This is a genomic window from Sulfurisphaera sp., from assembly GCF_059755235.1.
Window position 1 is genome coordinate 60,846 of sequence record NZ_DBPRYF010000052.1, and the last position, 16,815, is coordinate 77,660.

Sequence of the window (16,815 nt, forward strand, 5' to 3'; positions counted from 1 at the left end):
CGGCTTAAATAATAGTCATTTTAATGCTTAATTTATTATACTCACAGCTTTCATTAACTAGAAAATCCTCTATTATTCCCGAAAGAGTTATTACTGTTAAATCTGAAGAAGATTTAAAGAATATTACTGAAGGTGTCGCAAGATATGAATATTTCAGAGGTTCTGAAGGAAGAGTTATAGCCGATTTAACCGAGCTAAGAGGTGTTGAAGAAACTGATGATAAACTAAGAGTACTTGCAGGTACTCCTTGGAGAGATGTAAAAGATAAAAAACCAGAAATTTTTGGCAACTTAGATTTTTCTGTGGGGGGGTCTGTTGAATATGGAGATGCAGGATTTGGTTTTAATGAGTTCAGATTTATTAAAGATAGAGTAGAGGTAGAGGCTTATTTAAACGGTAATAAATATGTTGGTAAATATAAGGGAGGAGTAATTTATGCTGTTTTGGTAAGAAAAGAAAATAAGGAACTAATTACAAAAAGTTACGAAACAAATGATTTTGACGCATTATATTACATGTTAAAAAGTTGGTTTTCAGTTACTTTTCCTCCATTTAGAGATATAACAGTTCAATGGAAAGATGGCAAATTTACTTTAAACGTGAGTTATACCAAGCTAAGAGAGATTCTACTGTCAGATTTTGTAAAAAATTTCTATGAAGAAGAGATAATTTATGAGGATGCGTCTTTTCCGCATAAATATAGATATTTCGGTCTAGTCGATTTTTCTAAATTACTAGAGTTAAAGGAAAGAATAAAGAAATCTAAACAGGCAATTCTAAGAATGAACTTCAATAGAGTCTATTTTTCAATATACTCAGATACATTTCTCTCTTTCCCAGAAACAGAACTATTCCCTACTTCTGATACAATAGAAGAGAATAAGCTTAATGGTTGTATTATGTGTGGGAAATGCGTAGAAGTGTGTCCTTATTCTGAATATAGAGGTTCTCCAGTTTATTCGCCTTTGGGCTTTTACGCTTTGCAGGCACTAGACTCAGCCGTTCAGATAAATTGTCATATGTGTGGGAAATGCGTAGAAGTGTGTCCAGCAAAACTAGATATCTTATCAGACATATCCAAGACTGCAACATATAATATTCAGCAAGTAGAGAATAAGAGAGTTAAGGAACTTAATTATAAAAGAGAGATAATAATCACACCCATAAGTTCTGGTTTAGAGGATAGAATCTTAAAATCGTTGTTATATCTTCATTCTAAAGGGTCTATAATGGGAATAAAATATCTAGATATAAATATTCAAGATCTCGTTCGTGGGAGGGTAGATTGGAAAGAATTAGCGAAACAGTTTAATGGAGTCTCTCAACTAATTACTATTACGCCAGAAGAATATTATTATTTACAACCATTAAAGAATTATGCGATATTAGATATAAATTACATAGAGGAATATACAATCATAGATGAGGAAATCAAAAAAGAAGAATTACATGTACCTTGTTACCTAAGAAATTTTGAAAAGAAAATAAAACCTAGTAAGTGTAGTTATGCGTTTTTGGATATTTTGAACAACACAAATATTAAGAGTGACATAAAAGCTAAAGTCACGCTATGTCCCTTTACTGCTAAGAAACTAAATATAATAACGCCACTTGATCTTTTAATACCCCAAATCAATAAAGAAGCTGTAAAGTTAATTACAAGCAAAATAAAGAAGAACTTAGAAGACTCAAGCAAGATATTAGATGATGCAAAGTGGTATATAGGTGTTGCTGATTCCGTATATAACGAACTAAGCAACAAAATGTATGATGCAGGGCTTCGGACTCTTCAGCCTGAAGAATTAATTATGCTTTATTTCTACCTAGACTCGCTAGAAGATTTCACTGAAGAAGAAAAGAAAGTAATAGGAGAAAAAATAGCACAACTTCTTCTCAAATAGCCTTTACGACTTACTCCTAACCAGATAAATTAAATGTCCTACTTCTAGTAATATCAACTCTTTTAAAGCTAGCTTAACAGCATCTGGGGATCCCGGCAACAAGTACACTATTTTATTTTGTATTACTCCAGCAGAAGCTTTGGTTAAATATGCAGCAGATTTAACTTCTGGGTCATTATAACTTACAAGTCTGAAGACATCTGAGAATCCCTCTATTTCTCTATCAAAAATCCCTCTGATCGTTTCTACTGTCACATCAGAAGGAGTATACCCAGTACCGCCAGTAGAGACAATAACGTCTACGTCTTCTCTATCTAGAGCTTCTGAAAAGGCTCTTAAGATCTTAACTTTATTATCTGGAATAAGTGAATAACCAACGACTTTGTGGCCACTTTCAATGATTAACTGTTTCATCAAATCCCCAGACTCGTCCACAACAGGTTCTCTACTCACAAACTTTTCATACCTTGAAGTGCTTATTGTAATCACGTAAAAGTTTAGGGTCTTTGGTGCATGTTCTCTATGTTTTTTATGTGCCTCAGTCATATAATTTTTACCTCCTTTGCTAGGTCTAAATCTAAATCTAGGAATTTATTTCTTTTTAGTAATATTCCATTGACATATAACTTCGTCCCTTCTTTCAGTTCAGTATATCTGGTTCTGAAAGAAGTTAAGTAGACTCCTTTATCAGTATAATACTTTACTGGGAGAGAGTACGGTTTTTCTGCCCTTACAATCTCAACAATACCTTCAAATTTTTCTTTTCCCTTGACTATCCCAAAGTCCTCACAGCTAACGATTTTAAAAGTATATGGTACACCTTTGAATATACCCTCAAGCACTCTATTCTGTTTCAAGTATAGGAAATCTTTTTTGTTTAAACCCTCTACTTCGCTTTCATTCACCGCATTTAAAGGAGACGTAATACCTTTTTCTCTTAACTCAAGCAAAGTCTGATAATCGTGTTCATTAATGCTTACAAAATCCATATCGTTGTATGAATTAGAATAAAGTAAACTACCTGTTATACCAATCTTTCCCTTAAAGTATTTCATAAACTCTATCACAACTTCATCTTCAACTGCCTTGTTAAAGGGATCTAAAATTTCAGAGTCTTTTAAAGGGACTAGCGGAACATCAAAACCTATTTCTTCCACATATCTAAACAGAAAAGAGAATTCTTGGCGAGCTAGCTGAAAAGCATCTTCCATTTTTTTAATTTTTTTCCCCTTATAAAGTCTTGGAACAGCAACTGCATATCCTTTAGGATGATAACAACCTTTTACTGCCCATATGATATCAAGATATTTAAGCATATATCCCTCAATCATTAGTTTTTAATTTTTTATCAAAGCTTTAAGAATTGTGAAAGTTTTAATCATTGGAAAAGGCATAACTGGTAGCGTTTTATATCACTTATTTAAACGAGCCGGACACTCCGTAACTGTAATTGAATCAAGGTTTAGAAAGTTTTATCCTACATTAATTCATTCCCTTCTCTTGAAGGGTAAAGACATAGAGTTGGCCATTGAAAGTAAGAAGTTTTATGAGGAGTATAATGTACCAATGATCAATTACCCTTCTTATACTCTTGGGAAAGTGAACCCCAAAGTAGTGGATGAATGGTTATCCTACAATTTTAACGTAAAAGAGAAATTCGTAGATTGGCTTAACACTCACGCAATTGTTGGAGAGGGTACTGATAGCTTAGTTAATGTTAAAAAACTTGTGGATAGTGTACCGTTTGTTGAAGGAGTTGCAAAAATCGAGAAAGGAAAGGTAATAATAAACAACGAAAAAGAAGCGAAAGCAGATGTAGTTATAGTCGCTTCTGGTGCATGGAACTCATATTCTGTGGACATAAAGCTTCCACTAAAGTCTTATTATTGTTGGGCATGGGTAACAACTAACAGAAATTCATTATTAGATAAAACATTGATTTATGATTATGAGCTAAATTACTACTCTAGACCATTATTTGGATTAGGGATGAACCTTAATATTGTAGGTGACGGTGACACTTTACCTAGTAGTCCATTTGTAAAGCAAAATGGGGACTTAAAGCCAGTTGAAAGAGCTAAGGAGAGACTTGGTGAATTGAAGCCAGTTATTAGGGGAGAAGGATACTGTGAAGGAACACCAGATATGAGACCATTGTACGGTAGGATTATGGATAACACATACATTGTCGCTGGATTAGATGGCTACGGAGCAGAAGTGGGTCCGGGGATGGCAAAGTTATTGTTTGAATTTATAAAAAACGGAAGAGAAGAGAAGGAGTATATGATTGACAGATTTGGCTTTGTCAATGACTTTGAGCTAGGAAAAGAACCTCACGAGTTATAGATTTGAAAATGTTTTTCAAATATTTCTTCATCTGTCATATTATCTTCTTCAATCTGTAAGTGGAGCTTTTGCTTTTCATAACAGTCTTCACAATCATATATTATCCATCCTACTAGGAATTCATCTTTATCGTAATATTCCATAGCCCTCCAGTTTTTGTATTGTAAAAATCTTTTTATAACTCGTAATCTTCTTGATGGAAAGGCTACATATTTCTTTAACTTTAAATAATGAGTTTTTAGCGTAAGTAAATGATAGCCACTTATTAGTACTGAAGTATTTGTGTAAAATTCATCAATATCACTCACTTTTACTATCTCAATATTACCATAAGCATTTACGTAAACCCCTACATTTCTATAATCTTCAAAAATGTCGTTTAGGTATTGCCAAGGTGGAGCAGGAGAACCTATAAGCCAACTTATCATATGTAGTATTTTTAAGTTACTGTGTTAAATGATTTTTTAATTAAATGATGATACGACGGTTTACTGAATGATGAAGACCGCTTCCCAGCCTGAAGTGATGCTTTATGAGAGTTGATCACGTAAAAGATTTGGAATTAATTTATGAAAAAGTAAGCAATTGTTACGGCAAGAGCTCTAATTTAGAGGAAATATACAGAAAACTTTATGGATTAAGTAAAATTGGTATACTTAATATAAATCATGGTATACTCCAACTAATTCTCTCTGCATATCTTCTAAGTAACGGATTTAGAGTGTATGTGGAAGTAGAAGTCCAAGGTGGGGTGATGGACATTTACGCAATTAAAGGAAACGACGTAGGTATAGAAGTAGAGACAGGTTATGTGCCTCCTAATAATGCAATAAAAGCTGAAGAGTTCCTAATGGGTAGGCTTTCGCTAAAAACTGCAAGATACAGTAATATGGCAAGTCAGTTCTACATAGCTGTACCATCCTTTTACCTCCCCCCAATTCCTAAAGAATTACTTTTAGATCCTAACGAAAGAAGCGAAGACGAAGTTAGGAGTATAATGAGGTTAATAAGAAAATATTCCAAAACCCCCGATATTACTATTAATGACGTGAAGACAAGTAAAATAAACGGAGTGATAACTATAAACACCAAAAATATGAAGATTAATATAATTGACAACAAGAACTTTTATGCCTTAAAGCAGTTTTATAGTGGCATAAAGGAATAAGAAAGAAGCGAAAGATATACTTAAATTATCATCAACTAAAGGTAATACTTCTACTATTGTCGCAATAACACCAGAAATTGCACCATATATACCAAAGAAATAATAACCTAATGGTATGCAAAGTATAGCCATTCCCAAGCTACCCCACAATCCTTTAACTCTCCTTTTATACACATAATTTCTAATTATTCCAGTAACTCCGTCCCCAAAAGACATGTAATAAATTGGAAGTAGTGGGATAAACATGTCTTTTGAGTACCAATAATTACCATCTAATAGCCACATAAGTAAAAGAACTGTACCAAATGAGAAAGCGTAAAATATTTCTCCGTAATTGTCATTTTCTTGAAACCAACCCATTATTCCATCTTTTAAACGCCTTACTATTAGATAACTCATTAGCGTGTAGGAAGCAATTATTGGTACTAAAGGGGAAGAGAATACGAAAGGAGATAATATAGCAACTACTCCCCCACCAAGCATATGAATTACCTTTCTTGCAACATATATACTTGTGTACTTACTAACAATTTTTGAGATATATAAGGTAACTATCGCGACCCAAGCAGTTAATATTACTCCCCATATAATGTCACTAACGGTAATTATTTGTGACATTAACATTACAACTTATTGTTTATTTATAAGTTCATCCATTTCATGTTGTGGAAGTCTTTTTATACAAAATAAATGATCAAAGAAAGCTAATACCAGATGAAAAAGAAGGGAACGTTATAGTAATGGTAGATAAGATGAACGTGAGAGTATATGATAAGAACGGAAATGAAATAGCAGATTATTCATTTTCCTTCCTAGGTGACGAGAGGATGTTGTTAGAGAAATTAAGATACTTGGAGGAGGTCTCCGGGATAAAAGTAAATGTTGACTACGCTCTTGCCTACCCCGATATAAAAGCTAGAAGATTGAAGTTAAACCAGCTGATAGGAAATTTATTTGAAGATTTTGTGTATTCCATTTTATCAAAACATTTTAACGTAGAAAGGAACAAAGAAATCACTGTATCTTTATCAAAGTTCGGAGTAGAGACTCACAATAAACCTGATTTTATTATTGAAGGAAAAATTGCAATCGAAGCAAAAACTGGTAGTTATTCAATAAATCAGATACTTCAATATGAGAAAAAATTTCCGATTGGTGCAATAGTCTTTCCATGGTCTGGGGATTGCAAAAGGACTAGATGGAACTGTTTTTACAATTTTTTGAAGGATTATAAGAGAGTGATAGACTGGATCTCTATTTACTTGACTAAGTAAAAGTTTCACGAGTAAATAGAAAGATTTATTACACTGTTTAAGTAAATACGTTTATGGAAATCGGAACACCTCTTTTCGAAGGTTCAAAGAAGCTTCTCCTATTGGGAGGAGGAGAGTTAGGAAAGGAAATGGTAATAGAAGCTCAGAGAATAGGAATAGAGACAGTAGTTGTAGACAGATACGATATGTCTCCAGCTATGCATGTTTCACACCGGAAATACGTTGTTAACATGCTAGATGGAGGAGCTATTAAAAGTATTATAAAAAGAGAGAACCCTGATGCAATAATTACTGAAATCGAAGCAATTAATACAGATGCATTACTTGAGCTGGAAAGCGAAGGATTCAGAGTAATACCTAATGCTAAGGCAGTAAAAATTTGTATGAACAGACTAGAGCTAAGAACTGTTGCTGCAGAAAAAGTAAAAGTGCCTACGACTGCTTATGGATTTGCTGAAACCCCAGAGGAAGTAAAAAAATTATGCAAAGATATTGGTTATCCATGTATGATAAAACCAGAGATGAGCTCAAGTGGTCATGGGCATGAGGTAGTAAACAATGAGACAGAAGTTGAAAACAAGTTTAAAGAGGCATTAGCGCATGCGAGAGGGAAAAGTACAAAGGTAATAGTTGAAGAGTACATAAAAATCGATAAAGAACTAACTGTCTTGACATATAGATATCTAACTGATAATGGAGTAGTGACTAAAACAATCACTCCTATAGAGCATGAGAGACCTTCTGACGTCTATTATTATGTAGAATCATGGCACCCTGGTACAGTAGATGAAGAAATAGTTGGAAGAGCTCAAGAATATGCAACAAGAGTAGTAAATGAGTTAGGCGGTTTTGGGATTTTTGGTGTGGAAATTCTTGTATCCGGTAATAGGGTATTGTTTAGCGAAGTATCTCCCAGACCTCATGATACTGGACTGGTTACCATGGCTAGCTTAGACATAAATGAATTTCAAATTCATGTAAGGAGTGCTCTAGGCCTTCCTACACCAGATGTTAAGATTGTATCTCCAGCAGCAGCTCATGTGATTCTAGCAAATAATGAGGGATGGGCTCCAAAGTTCTTGAATGTAGATAAAGCACTACAGATACCAGGGGTTCAAGTAAGACTATTTGGAAAGCCATCAACTTATTACAAAAGAAGAATGGGCGTAGTACTTGCAACCGGTAACACAGTAGAAGAAGCGAGAGAAAAGGTTAGAAAAGCATCTTCCTTGATACTAGTTACTTAATCCATGTATTTTCTTTAGCTTCTGAACAGTCTCAACTACCTTATTTTTCACAAATTCTCTAGATGCAATCATACAACAGTCTTCTAAGCTTTCGTATTCAGTAAAATCAAGTGAAGCTATTTCAGCTATAGAAAGTGTCCATATTCTAGCTGTAGCCTCATAGTTATAACCTCCTCCACCCGTCATAACTAGCCTTCCATTAGATAACTGATGTGCAAGTTCATGAACAATCTTTACTACCTCTAAATAACCTTTAGTAGAGAGCTTTAGCTCAACTAAAGGATCTTCATAGTATGAGTCTCCACCATTAAGGAGAAATATTATATCTGGTCTGAATTCTTTCACTTTAGGTACTACAATCTCATTAAAAGCATAGAGATACATATCATCTCCTGTCCCTGGCGGTAAAGGAATATTTATACTATAGCCTTTTGCTTCATTTTCTCCTATTTCTTCTTCGCTCCCAGTACCGGGGAAGAAACGAGGATGGTACATATGTAAGGAGACTTTCAAAACATGGGGGTCATCATAAAGTAAATACTGAGTTCCATCTCCGTGATGGCCATCAATATCTATTAATGCAATTCTGTCAAAGTACTTTTCTGCTATTTTTATAGCCAACGCAACATCATTGAATACACAAAACCCTGCTGCTGCTGATCTTTTGGCGTGATGAAAACCTCCACCAATATTTATTGCATGATTATATTTTCCATCTTTCACTAATTCTAATGCAGTGACAGTGCCACTTACTCTCACTAGTGCAGCTTCATATATGCCCTTAAAAGCAGGGGTGTCTCCTTCATCCAATAATCCCTTGCCCTCTTTACTTTTCTCTTTAACAAATTCTATATACTCTTTTGAATGTACAATATATAATAAATCTTCGCTAATTATTTTTGGAGGAACCACGTCTATATAATGAAAAGCCCCCCTTTCTTCCAAGAGTTTTTTTGTCATTGATTCTCTTAAGGACTTAAAAGGGTGATCCCCAGGGAATGAGTATTCTAAATATCTGTCATCCCATACGAAAGCTGTCTTGTGCATCCATATAATAATTCGTCGAAAAACTATATAAATGTTGACGTGGATTTTTCCTTAATGATACCAAAAGAACTCTTGGAAGAGCCCAAAGTAGTTGCAACATATAATGATAGAATTAGAGATATTATATCAAAGATGCAAGAAAACAATCAATGGATAGTTCCAGTAGTTAAAGAGAAGACTGTGGTTGGAGTTATAAGTTATAAAGAACTATTAAGAAAGAGAGTTAGCCCAGAGTCTAAGGTTATTAATTTAATGTCTCCCTCTAATAACGTTTTAGAATCAGATGATGAAGCGAAAGTAGTTGGAAAATTCTATACTACTAAAGCTAGAGCATTAGTTGTCGTTGATGAAAAGAAAACATTAGTGGGTTTAATCACAAGAGAAAGGTTCCTTTCATATTATCTAGATAAAGGGGAAATACCAAGCGCTAAAGTAAGAGAGATAATGAGTTCTCCAGTTATTACAATTAACGCTGATGATTCAGTAGCAAGAGCGAGATGGCTGATGATAAATAATAATGTATCAAAGCTCCCAGTTCTGGAGGAGAAAAAGTTAGTAGGAATAATATCAACAAGAGACATTGTAGATAGACTCTATTCATACAAAGGAAAGAAAAAATCATCTATAATGACAGAGGAAGAGAGGTTAATGGCCCTTCCAGTAAGGGAAATAATGAATTACCCGGTAGAAACAACTGATGGAAATCAAGATGTAAGAAAAGCAATAGAAACACTATTAAAGAGAAAGATATCTGGAATGCCAGTAGTAGAAGGAGACCTAGTTGTAGGAATGTTTAGTGGAATTGATGTTGTTAATCTTATCGCAAAGAAATTTGAACTAGAAATGCCAATTCAAGCTAAACTTAGCGGAGAATTAAAACAAGGGGATACAAAGGCATTAATTGACGGAATACTCGAGAGATATCTCTCTAGACTACAGAAATTAACAGATGTTATGGACTTTAAAGTAGCATTTAAAGAAGAGGCAAAGAGCCAAGATAAAAAGATGTATCAAGTAACGGCTAGAGTAGTTACAAAAATAGGTGACTTTGTAAGTAAGGATACCGATTGGGATCCAGTAACTGCTGTAAGGAAAGCGGTAGAGAAATTAGAGGAGAGGATTATAAAAGAGCTAAAGAAAATTGAGACAAAAGGAAGAAAACCAAAGGCAGAAGAAGGTTGAAAATCGGTATAGTACAGCCATCAAATCTTACCGATGCATTAAAACTTAGCGAAGATGCTCTAAAGTCTGGAGCAGAAGTTATACTGCTACCAGAAAAGTGGATAAAAACTCTTGATGAATTGCCATTAAAAGAGTTTCAACAACTAGCGAAAAAATATACAGCTTATGTAATACCCGGAGCAGTAGAAGATGGGGTTTCAATAGTATCTCCGATTGTAGATCCTAATGGCGATATTAAAGGTATAGCAAAAAAGATACATTTATTTGGGGAGGAAAGAAGTAGGTTACTATCTGGAGATACCGCTATAATCTTTAAATATCGAGGAGTTAAGCTCGGAATTGCTGTGTGTTATGACCTAGATTTCCCTGAAATTGTGAGAGAAATGTTTCTTAGAGGAGTTGAGATTCTTTTGGTTCCTTCTAAAATTCCTGTAGATGGTATAGACTTATGGAGAGAATATATGAAAGTCAGAGTTTTAGAAAATAGAATAGCTGTTGTAAATGCAAATGTTTTTTACCCACCTGAATACCTAGGCATGAGCATAGCTTATGTTCCCTCATTGAGAGGAAGGTTTATTGAACCTAAACCATTAGCTGAGTTAGGCGACCGAGAAGGACAAGTTGTAGTTGACATTAATCCCCTTACTTATATGAGCTATAGAATTGAGAGACTTAAAGAGTACAAGAAATTCGATATTAACGAGATAGAATGATCAGTCCCGGTAGACATCTTCACCTCTTCTGACAAGGGCGCGGTCATCATTGAAAAAAGAAATTAACTTTTAACTTATTAATCTTGTGAATTATTGCTTGAATCTCCGTATGGATGTATTATAAGCAGTGGCTCATTTTTCACGTCTAAATCTCCATGAGGATGAGCAGACACTTGATAGAATATCTTTATATACACAGTATAGTTTCCAGATGTTAGATTTAAGTAGGCGTCGTTGTTTGAAAGAGTTAGCATTACAGTTTTATTTCCAATTGTTATTGTCACATTGAACTCGCTAAATACTTTACTCAGTTTTTCTTCATGAAGTAATTGAATTTCGTATGTCCCATTATTATGTAATGAAATTGAAGCATTCGCAGTAGCATTTCCTTTCATGCCTGGGGTTAAGTTTCCTAAATTAATATATGCTGGAATAATCTGTGCTGAAGATGAGTTGTTAGACTGTACATGATATGATATATATGCTATAGGACCGTATCCAGCCATACCTGCGGCAAAAACTCCTCCTGCTATTGTTATCATGGCTATTAGACCTATTAGAAGTGCTTTCATCATGAGAGCTTACGCGTTTCATCCTTTTATATTTGACCTAGTTTCACTCTGTTTCATTATTGAAATTCTATAAAATTCTATTATAAATTCTTTAAACTTCTCCTTGAGTAGACCTTTATGAGAAATAGAGTTTTAAATCATGTTGCTAATCTCTATTTGTGCAGTCACTAAACTATTTCATGGATGCTAATGAAACAAAGGATTTAGCTAAAAAAGCACTAGAATTTTCTTCCTCTAATGACCTAGAGCCAATTATTTCATTTTATTTAGAACCGGAGCTTTCTAAAAATATAATAAAAAGACTTGATCCAAAATTAAAAGATATTTTTAAAAAATATGAATATAGTAGAGATTTGTTCGTAAGAGAGGCTATAAAGATATTAGGCGAACAGAAAAAAGATTACATTTATTATATTTATTATGTTACTCCAATAAGTGAAAAAGCTGAAATAATGATAGTAAAAAATAATTGGATTCCTCCAAAGGCTTTAATATTAAATGGAAAAGTTAGATTTACATTTATGCCTTACCCTACAATAGAAGATATGGAGAAAGAAATAAAGACACAAAATGATGATGATATTATTGTGGAATTTGAAAATGGAATTGTTAAAAGTTATGATAGAAGAAGAAATATTTTTACAGATTTTAGAAATGTCACAGAGGTTTTGCAATCCAAAAAACCAGTCATAGTAAATTTATTCACCACTCTAGAGTCCATACTCTCCCTTACGATATTAAGTAACAATGTTTATCCTTTCAAAAATAGAATAGAAATCACTAATAATAACGGTAATTTCACATTTAAGATTTTAGAAGGAAAAGCAACTAAAGAAGATGTCAAAAACGGGGAGACATTAACTGCAGAGAGCAAAGCTGAACTGTACTATGACTTAAAGAAAGATAAAATAGATAAGAAAATACTCCTAAATGGTCTAATCTATAAGTTACCAATTTTATAATGAGATAAAAATAGTATATTAAGATAAATTCTATTGTATATATATTTTAAACATTTGAAGTAAAATATCATTTGATTTTCAAATTTACTTATATACTTCTAAAAGAATAATGAATATTAGATATTATGAGGATAAGTTGGGTTATAGGTGGGGCCCAAGGTACTGGCATAGACACTGCAGCAAACATTTTTGGAAACGCAGTTGCATCGGCAGGATATTATATTTTCGGTAACAGAGAATATTATTCAAATATAAAGGGAAGACATAGTTATTTTTCACTTACAATAAGCGATAAAAGAGTTGGAAGCAATACACAAAGTATAGATATTTTAGTCTCTTTTGACGCAGAAACAATTTTTCAGCATTTTCAAGATGTAAAAGGAATTCTAATTTATAATCCTGCAATAATAAATACAAAAGTAGATGCAGTCCAGTCAATGGAGCCAGAAATAGCAGAAAAGGTTAAGGAATTTTTATCATCTAACGGCTATGAGCAGACAGTCAAGGGAGCGTTAGATTATCTAAAGGCAAAGAATCTTGAACTAGTTCAAGTAAATTACGACGAAATAGCCAAGAAAGTGGCTGACCAACTAAAAATACCTTTATCTGTATCTGAGAGAGTAAAGAATATCGCTGGAATAGCTGTTTCATATAAGCTTCTAGGACTTGATGTTAATTACTTAATTAAGGCTATCAATAGTACTTTCAAGCAAGATCTGTATAAAAAAATGAATGAGATAGCCGTAAAGGATGCTTATGAAATAGTTAATACAAAGTTTAACCTTAGACCACTTCCAAGTAAGAAGAGATTCTGGTTAGATGGAAATACTGCCGCTGCAATGGGAAAAATTTATGGTGGTCTTAGATTTCAATCTTATTATCCCATCACACCGGCATCTGATGAGAGCACATACATAGAAGCTCATCAAGATGCATTAATGGAAGACCCTGTTACTGGAGATAAAAAGAAAGGGACAATAGTAGTAGTGCAAGCAGAAGATGAACTAGCTGCAATAAACATGGCAATTGGCGCAGCATTAACTGGTGTAAGGAGTGCGACTGCCACTTCTGGTCCAGGTTTCTCGTTAATGGTTGAGGGTCTTGGATGGGCTGGAATGGATGAAGTACCTGTCGTGGTTACATATTACATAAGGGGTGGACCCTCAACAGGATTACCTACTAGAACAGCACAATCAGATTTGATATTCCCTATATTTGCCGGACATGGTGAATTCCCTAGACTTGTAATAGCATCTGGAGATCATTCAGAAGCTTTTAAGGACTCTGTTTGGGCTCTAAACTTGGCTGAAAAATATCAAACACCAGTTATTCATCTGATAGAAAAGACATTAGCTAATTCTTATTCAACAGTACCAGAAGAAGAGCTAGAGTTGGATAAGCTTAAAGCTGAAAGAGGTAAAATAATAGAAAGCGAAGATACAACTTATAAAAGATTCAAAGTTACAGAGGATGGCATTTCACCTAGAGCTTTTCTTGGGAAAGCCACGATGTTTTATACTGGCGATGAACATAACGAAGAAGGGCACATTTCTGAGGACGTTAACAATAGAACGATAATGTATGAAAAGAGAATGAAGAAACTGGAGGTGGCTGATAGAGAGATACCAGAAGAAGAAAGAGTTAAAATATATGGTGAAAAGAATGCTAAAAACTTAGTAATAACATGGGCTTCATCAACTGGAGTATTAAGAGATATCCTAGAAGAGACAAACTTAGATTTTACCTTAGTACAGATAAGGATGTTCTCTCCATTCCCGAAGAACTTAATAAGCAAGCTTATGGAGGGAAGAGATAGAGTGATTTCGGTTGAAGGAAACTACTTAAGCCAGGCATCACTCCTAATTAAAATGTATACTGGAAGAGATGTAGACAGCACTATATTAAAGTGGAATGGAAGACCATTTTTAAGAGACGAACTAGAGAACGCATTAATTAAAGTTATGAGAGAAGGAGAGAGGAGGGTGGTATTAAATGGCGGCAGTTAAACCTCAATGGAATGACTGGTGCCCTGGTTGCGGTAATTTTGGGATTCTAAATGCAGAACAACAAGCTATTATGGAGCTTGGATTAGACCCTAAATCGGTTGTCCTAGTATCTGGAATAGGATGCTCTGGTAAAACTCCACACTTCATGAGGATTCCAGTGTCTGGAGTCCATACTCTACACGGAAGAGCAATAGCCTTTGCTAGTGGAATTAAGCTAGCAAACCCAGAACTCACAGTAATAGTAAATGGGGGAGATGGTGATTTATTAGGAATTGGAGCTGGACATTTTGTAGCTGCGGGAAGAAGAAACATAGATATGGTGGTGATCCTGCACGATAATGGCGTTTATGGACTAACTAAAGGACAAGCTTCACCTACTTTAAAGAGAGGAGAGAAGACTAAGTCTTTACCTAGACCTAATATAAATGATGCAATAAATCCTATAGCCTTAGCAGTATCTTCTGGTTACACATTTGTCGCTAGAGGTTATGCATACGACGTAAAGCACTTGAAAGAACTGATAAAAGCTGCTGTAAAACACAAAGGTCTTGCACTTATAGACGTTTTGCAACCTTGTCCGACTTATAACGACATAAATACTAAGGAGTGGTATGATAAAAGGGTTTACAAACTTGAAACATTACCAGACTGGGATCCAGTAGTCAAGAAGCCAGAGGAAGTAAATGAGAAAATGAAAAAAGCGATTGATAAAAGCTTAGAGTGGGGAGAAAGGGTACCTATTGGTATATTCTATATAAATGAAAGCGTACCAAGCTACGAAGAACGTATTAAATCTAATTCATCAGCATACTTAGAAAATCCTCCAGCAAAGCAAATAATAGAAAAAGAAGGAAAACTAACGACTATTATTGAGCATTTACTGAAAGAAAGAGAAGTCGATTAAACCTTTCTTATTTCTCAATGATTTTTCCGTTCTCGAAATAAACTTTTTTAAACGATTTTGGTAGCTCCTCTACATCTTTAGTAGGCACTATCAGAACACAACACCAATCTTTAAATTCCTCTGGATTTGCATCACGAAAAGCAAACAACTTGAGTCTATCTGGTGCAGATCCATTTTCTATCAGTTTATAGTCTTTAGGAGATTTAGTAACAACATATAGATTATCACTTTCAATCTCTTTATCTAACACTTTCCACACCACCTTTCTGTTCTTCACTTCTTCCCATGGTTCAGTCAAATTCGAGACCTTAAACCCCGAAGGCAATTCTCCCACTATTTCAACAATTTCTTTCATTTCAATGTTACCTTTCTCGTCAACTACAACAAGTAGGTCTCCTTTAGGATAATATAAATAATATTTGTTACCAGAATATCCTAATAAAACTACAAAGATTTTTTTCGCCATTATATTGAAGAAAATATTCTTCACTCATTGTAACACCATAGGAAATATGTTGTTAGGATCTAAAGCGTTTTTCAAATAATTAAATGTTGAGTATTTAAAACCAAAACAGTCTTCATTATCTTTGCATCCCTTCTCTATGATCACAGAAACTCCTTGAGTTCTCAACTCCAAAGCTTTTTCATCACACACCCTAAGATAGCCACTTCCCACATAAGCTACACCTTGATTAAAGCTCTTTATTAATTCTAATTCTTTGCCCCTAGGCACTGTAACACCAAAAATTCTTTCACATTCCAATTTATCACTAGGAAGACCTTGTATAGGAGAGAACGAATTATCTTTTGAAATTTTATCAATATAACTGTAAAAACCAGCCAAAATTAAATAGTTTTTTACAGCACCATCTTTCATAAAAGACACGATTCCCCACGGTCTTAAAGATAAAAATTGTAATGGAGAAGACACTTCGGTATAGACTATTCTCTCTGGCTTAGGAATTAAACGGAAAGTCAGGTCTAGATAAATTCCAAGACTCCCTAAAGCTCCAGATAAAACTTTCCATAATTTATATCCACTAGAAAACTTAGTCGTTCTACTTCCACTTCTTATTATGCTTCCATCCCCTAAAATTATCTTTGCACCTAAAAGAAAATCTTTTGGGTATGGATAAAGAATAGAGAAGAGAGAATTCTTATTAGTTGAAGCCAGACCTCCTAAAGTCCCAGAATAAGTAAAAGGTAAGAAAAGGCCTTGAGAAGAGAGAATCTGCTGAAGATTATCGATTTCAATCCCAGATTGAGCTGTGACGTATAAATCTGATTTGGAAATCTCAATTACTCTATTCATTTTTTGCATGGAAACACATATATCGGCATTTATCTTCTTTCCGATATGGTTTTTTCCAGAACCTATAACATGTAAAGTGAGTTTCTTCTCCGTAGCTTTTTTTATAATCTCCTCGATCTCTTCGTAAGATGTAGGGAAATAAATCTCCTCACATTCGTAAGGTATAAACATTTTAAACTAC

At 34.3% G+C, this 16,815-nt stretch carries 18 protein-coding genes; 10 read left to right on the plus strand and 8 right to left on the minus strand.

The annotated features are described in order from the left end of the window. Positions 1–23 precede the first annotated feature (23 nt). Positions 24–1,901 carry a 4Fe-4S dicluster domain-containing protein gene (locus AC3OCB_RS11165; protein WP_498342611.1) on the plus strand — a complete coding sequence of 626 codons (1,878 nt, stop codon included), beginning with the start codon at positions 24–26 and terminating at the stop codon, positions 1,899–1,901. Positions 1,902–1,904: 3 nt separating this feature from the next. Here AC3OCB_RS11165 and AC3OCB_RS11170 read toward each other — a convergent pair whose 3' ends face one another. Continuing rightward, the gene (locus AC3OCB_RS11170) at positions 1,905–2,447 is read right to left on the minus strand and encodes a MogA/MoaB family molybdenum cofactor biosynthesis protein (protein WP_498342612.1); all 543 of its coding nucleotides are present in this window, start codon (positions 2,445–2,447) and stop codon (positions 1,905–1,907) included. After that, positions 2,444–3,232, minus strand: coding sequence for a hypothetical protein (locus AC3OCB_RS11175; protein WP_498342613.1), 789 nt, complete (start codon positions 3,230–3,232; stop codon positions 2,444–2,446). Before AC3OCB_RS11175 ends, AC3OCB_RS11170 begins: the two co-directional genes overlap by 4 nt. 34 nt (positions 3,233–3,266) lie before the next feature. On the opposite strand from AC3OCB_RS11175, the gene AC3OCB_RS11180 reads away from it, so the two are divergent. Then, complete coding sequence (locus AC3OCB_RS11180) at positions 3,267–4,247, plus strand: NAD(P)/FAD-dependent oxidoreductase (RefSeq protein WP_498342614.1); 981 nt, start codon at positions 3,267–3,269, stop codon at positions 4,245–4,247. On the opposite strand, the gene AC3OCB_RS11185 is transcribed toward AC3OCB_RS11180, so the two are convergent. Continuing rightward, positions 4,235–4,675 carry a hypothetical protein gene (locus tag AC3OCB_RS11185; protein WP_498342615.1) on the minus strand — a complete coding sequence of 147 codons (441 nt, stop codon included), beginning with the start codon at positions 4,673–4,675 and terminating at the stop codon, positions 4,235–4,237. The genes AC3OCB_RS11180 and AC3OCB_RS11185 overlap by 13 nt on opposite strands. A 104-nt stretch (positions 4,676–4,779) precedes the next feature. Here AC3OCB_RS11185 and AC3OCB_RS11190 point away from each other — a divergent pair, with 104 nt between their 5' ends. Further along, positions 4,780–5,415: a hypothetical protein gene (locus AC3OCB_RS11190; RefSeq protein ID WP_498342616.1), complete on the plus strand. Its 636-nt coding sequence runs from the start codon at positions 4,780–4,782 to the stop codon at positions 5,413–5,415. Here the strand turns inward: AC3OCB_RS11190 and AC3OCB_RS11195 are convergent. Beyond that, a complete protein-coding gene (locus AC3OCB_RS11195) occupies positions 5,383–6,033 on the minus strand; it encodes a phosphatidate cytidylyltransferase (RefSeq protein ID WP_498342617.1) in 651 nt (216 codons plus the stop codon). The two genes, AC3OCB_RS11190 and AC3OCB_RS11195, sit on opposite strands and share 33 nt — an antisense overlap. A gap of 47 nt (positions 6,034–6,080) precedes the next feature. On the opposite strand from AC3OCB_RS11195, the gene AC3OCB_RS11200 reads away from it, so the two are divergent. Together AC3OCB_RS11200 and purT are read left to right on the plus strand one after the other, a co-directional pair. Then, positions 6,081–6,689, plus strand: coding sequence for a hypothetical protein (locus AC3OCB_RS11200; protein WP_498342618.1), 609 nt, complete (start codon positions 6,081–6,083; stop codon positions 6,687–6,689). Between the two features lie 53 nt (positions 6,690–6,742). Further along, positions 6,743–7,936 carry a formate-dependent phosphoribosylglycinamide formyltransferase gene (gene purT / locus AC3OCB_RS11205; RefSeq protein WP_498342619.1) on the plus strand — a complete coding sequence of 398 codons (1,194 nt, stop codon included), beginning with the start codon at positions 6,743–6,745 and terminating at the stop codon, positions 7,934–7,936. On the opposite strand, the gene AC3OCB_RS11210 is transcribed toward purT, so the two are convergent. After that, complete coding sequence (locus AC3OCB_RS11210) at positions 7,925–8,983, minus strand: acetoin utilization protein AcuC (protein WP_498342621.1); 1,059 nt, start codon at positions 8,981–8,983, stop codon at positions 7,925–7,927. The two genes, purT and AC3OCB_RS11210, sit on opposite strands and share 12 nt — an antisense overlap. Before the next feature lie 54 nt (positions 8,984–9,037). On the opposite strand from AC3OCB_RS11210, the gene AC3OCB_RS11215 reads away from it, so the two are divergent. Together AC3OCB_RS11215 and AC3OCB_RS11220 are read left to right on the plus strand one after the other, a co-directional pair. Continuing rightward, positions 9,038–10,165 (plus strand): CBS domain-containing protein, encoded by a 1,128-nt coding sequence (locus AC3OCB_RS11215; RefSeq protein WP_498342623.1) that lies wholly within the window; start codon positions 9,038–9,040, stop codon positions 10,163–10,165. Then, entirely contained in the window at positions 10,162–10,878 is a 717-nt protein-coding gene (locus tag AC3OCB_RS11220; protein WP_498342624.1) for a carbon-nitrogen hydrolase family protein, read from the plus strand. The genes AC3OCB_RS11215 and AC3OCB_RS11220 overlap by 4 nt, the downstream gene beginning before the upstream one ends. Positions 10,879–10,955: 77 nt before the next feature. Here the strand turns inward: AC3OCB_RS11220 and AC3OCB_RS11225 are convergent, their stop codons facing one another. Next, the gene (locus tag AC3OCB_RS11225; protein ID WP_498342625.1) at positions 10,956–11,450 is read right to left on the minus strand and encodes a hypothetical protein; all 495 of its coding nucleotides are present in this window, start codon (positions 11,448–11,450) and stop codon (positions 10,956–10,958) included. Positions 11,451–11,608: 158 nt separating this feature from the next. Between AC3OCB_RS11225 and AC3OCB_RS11230 the strand changes: the two genes are divergently transcribed. The 3 genes from AC3OCB_RS11230 (at position 11,609) to AC3OCB_RS11240 (ending at position 15,322) form a co-directional block, all read left to right on the plus strand. After that, positions 11,609–12,412 carry a hypothetical protein gene (locus AC3OCB_RS11230; RefSeq protein ID WP_498342626.1) on the plus strand — a complete coding sequence of 268 codons (804 nt, stop codon included), beginning with the start codon at positions 11,609–11,611 and terminating at the stop codon, positions 12,410–12,412. A 125-nt stretch (positions 12,413–12,537) separates the two neighbouring features. Then, positions 12,538–14,418, plus strand: a complete 1,881-nt coding sequence (locus tag AC3OCB_RS11235; RefSeq protein ID WP_498342627.1) for a 2-oxoacid:ferredoxin oxidoreductase subunit alpha — start codon at positions 12,538–12,540, stop codon at positions 14,416–14,418. Further along, positions 14,405–15,322, plus strand: coding sequence for a 2-oxoacid:ferredoxin oxidoreductase subunit beta (locus AC3OCB_RS11240; protein WP_498342628.1), 918 nt, complete (start codon positions 14,405–14,407; stop codon positions 15,320–15,322). The genes AC3OCB_RS11235 and AC3OCB_RS11240 overlap by 14 nt, the downstream gene beginning before the upstream one ends. 7 nt (positions 15,323–15,329) lie before the next feature. Here AC3OCB_RS11240 and AC3OCB_RS11245 read toward each other — a convergent pair whose 3' ends face one another. Then, positions 15,330–15,812 carry a hypothetical protein gene (locus AC3OCB_RS11245; protein WP_498342629.1) on the minus strand — a complete coding sequence of 161 codons (483 nt, stop codon included), beginning with the start codon at positions 15,810–15,812 and terminating at the stop codon, positions 15,330–15,332. Continuing rightward, entirely contained in the window at positions 15,813–16,805 is a 993-nt protein-coding gene (locus tag AC3OCB_RS11250) for an FAD-binding oxidoreductase (RefSeq protein WP_498342630.1), read from the minus strand. It lies immediately after the preceding gene. Positions 16,806–16,815 lie beyond the last annotated feature (10 nt).

Excerpts from the sequence above, each read along its gene's own strand:
- AC3OCB_RS11165 (WP_498342611.1), top strand. The coding sequence starts at position 24 with ATGCTTAATTTATTATACTCACAGCTTTCATTAACTAGAAAATCCTCT.
- AC3OCB_RS11170 (WP_498342612.1), bottom strand. The coding sequence starts at position 2,447 with ATGACTGAGGCACATAAAAAACATAGAGAACATGCACCAAAGACCCTA.
- AC3OCB_RS11175 (WP_498342613.1), bottom strand. The coding sequence starts at position 3,232 with ATGATTGAGGGATATATGCTTAAATATCTTGATATCATATGGGCAGTA.
- AC3OCB_RS11185 (WP_498342615.1), bottom strand. The coding sequence starts at position 4,675 with ATGATAAGTTGGCTTATAGGTTCTCCTGCTCCACCTTGGCAATACCTA.
- AC3OCB_RS11190 (WP_498342616.1), top strand. The coding sequence starts at position 4,780 with ATGAGAGTTGATCACGTAAAAGATTTGGAATTAATTTATGAAAAAGTA.
- AC3OCB_RS11195 (WP_498342617.1), bottom strand. The coding sequence starts at position 6,033 with ATGTCACAAATAATTACCGTTAGTGACATTATATGGGGAGTAATATTA.
- purT (WP_498342619.1), top strand. The coding sequence starts at position 6,743 with ATGGAAATCGGAACACCTCTTTTCGAAGGTTCAAAGAAGCTTCTCCTA.
- AC3OCB_RS11210 (WP_498342621.1), bottom strand. The coding sequence starts at position 8,983 with ATGCACAAGACAGCTTTCGTATGGGATGACAGATATTTAGAATACTCA.
- AC3OCB_RS11215 (WP_498342623.1), top strand. The coding sequence starts at position 9,038 with ATGATACCAAAAGAACTCTTGGAAGAGCCCAAAGTAGTTGCAACATAT.
- AC3OCB_RS11225 (WP_498342625.1), bottom strand. The coding sequence starts at position 11,450 with ATGAAAGCACTTCTAATAGGTCTAATAGCCATGATAACAATAGCAGGA.
- AC3OCB_RS11235 (WP_498342627.1), top strand. The coding sequence starts at position 12,538 with ATGAGGATAAGTTGGGTTATAGGTGGGGCCCAAGGTACTGGCATAGAC.
- AC3OCB_RS11240 (WP_498342628.1), top strand. The coding sequence starts at position 14,405 with ATGGCGGCAGTTAAACCTCAATGGAATGACTGGTGCCCTGGTTGCGGT.
- AC3OCB_RS11250 (WP_498342630.1), bottom strand. The coding sequence starts at position 16,805 with ATGTTTATACCTTACGAATGTGAGGAGATTTATTTCCCTACATCTTAC.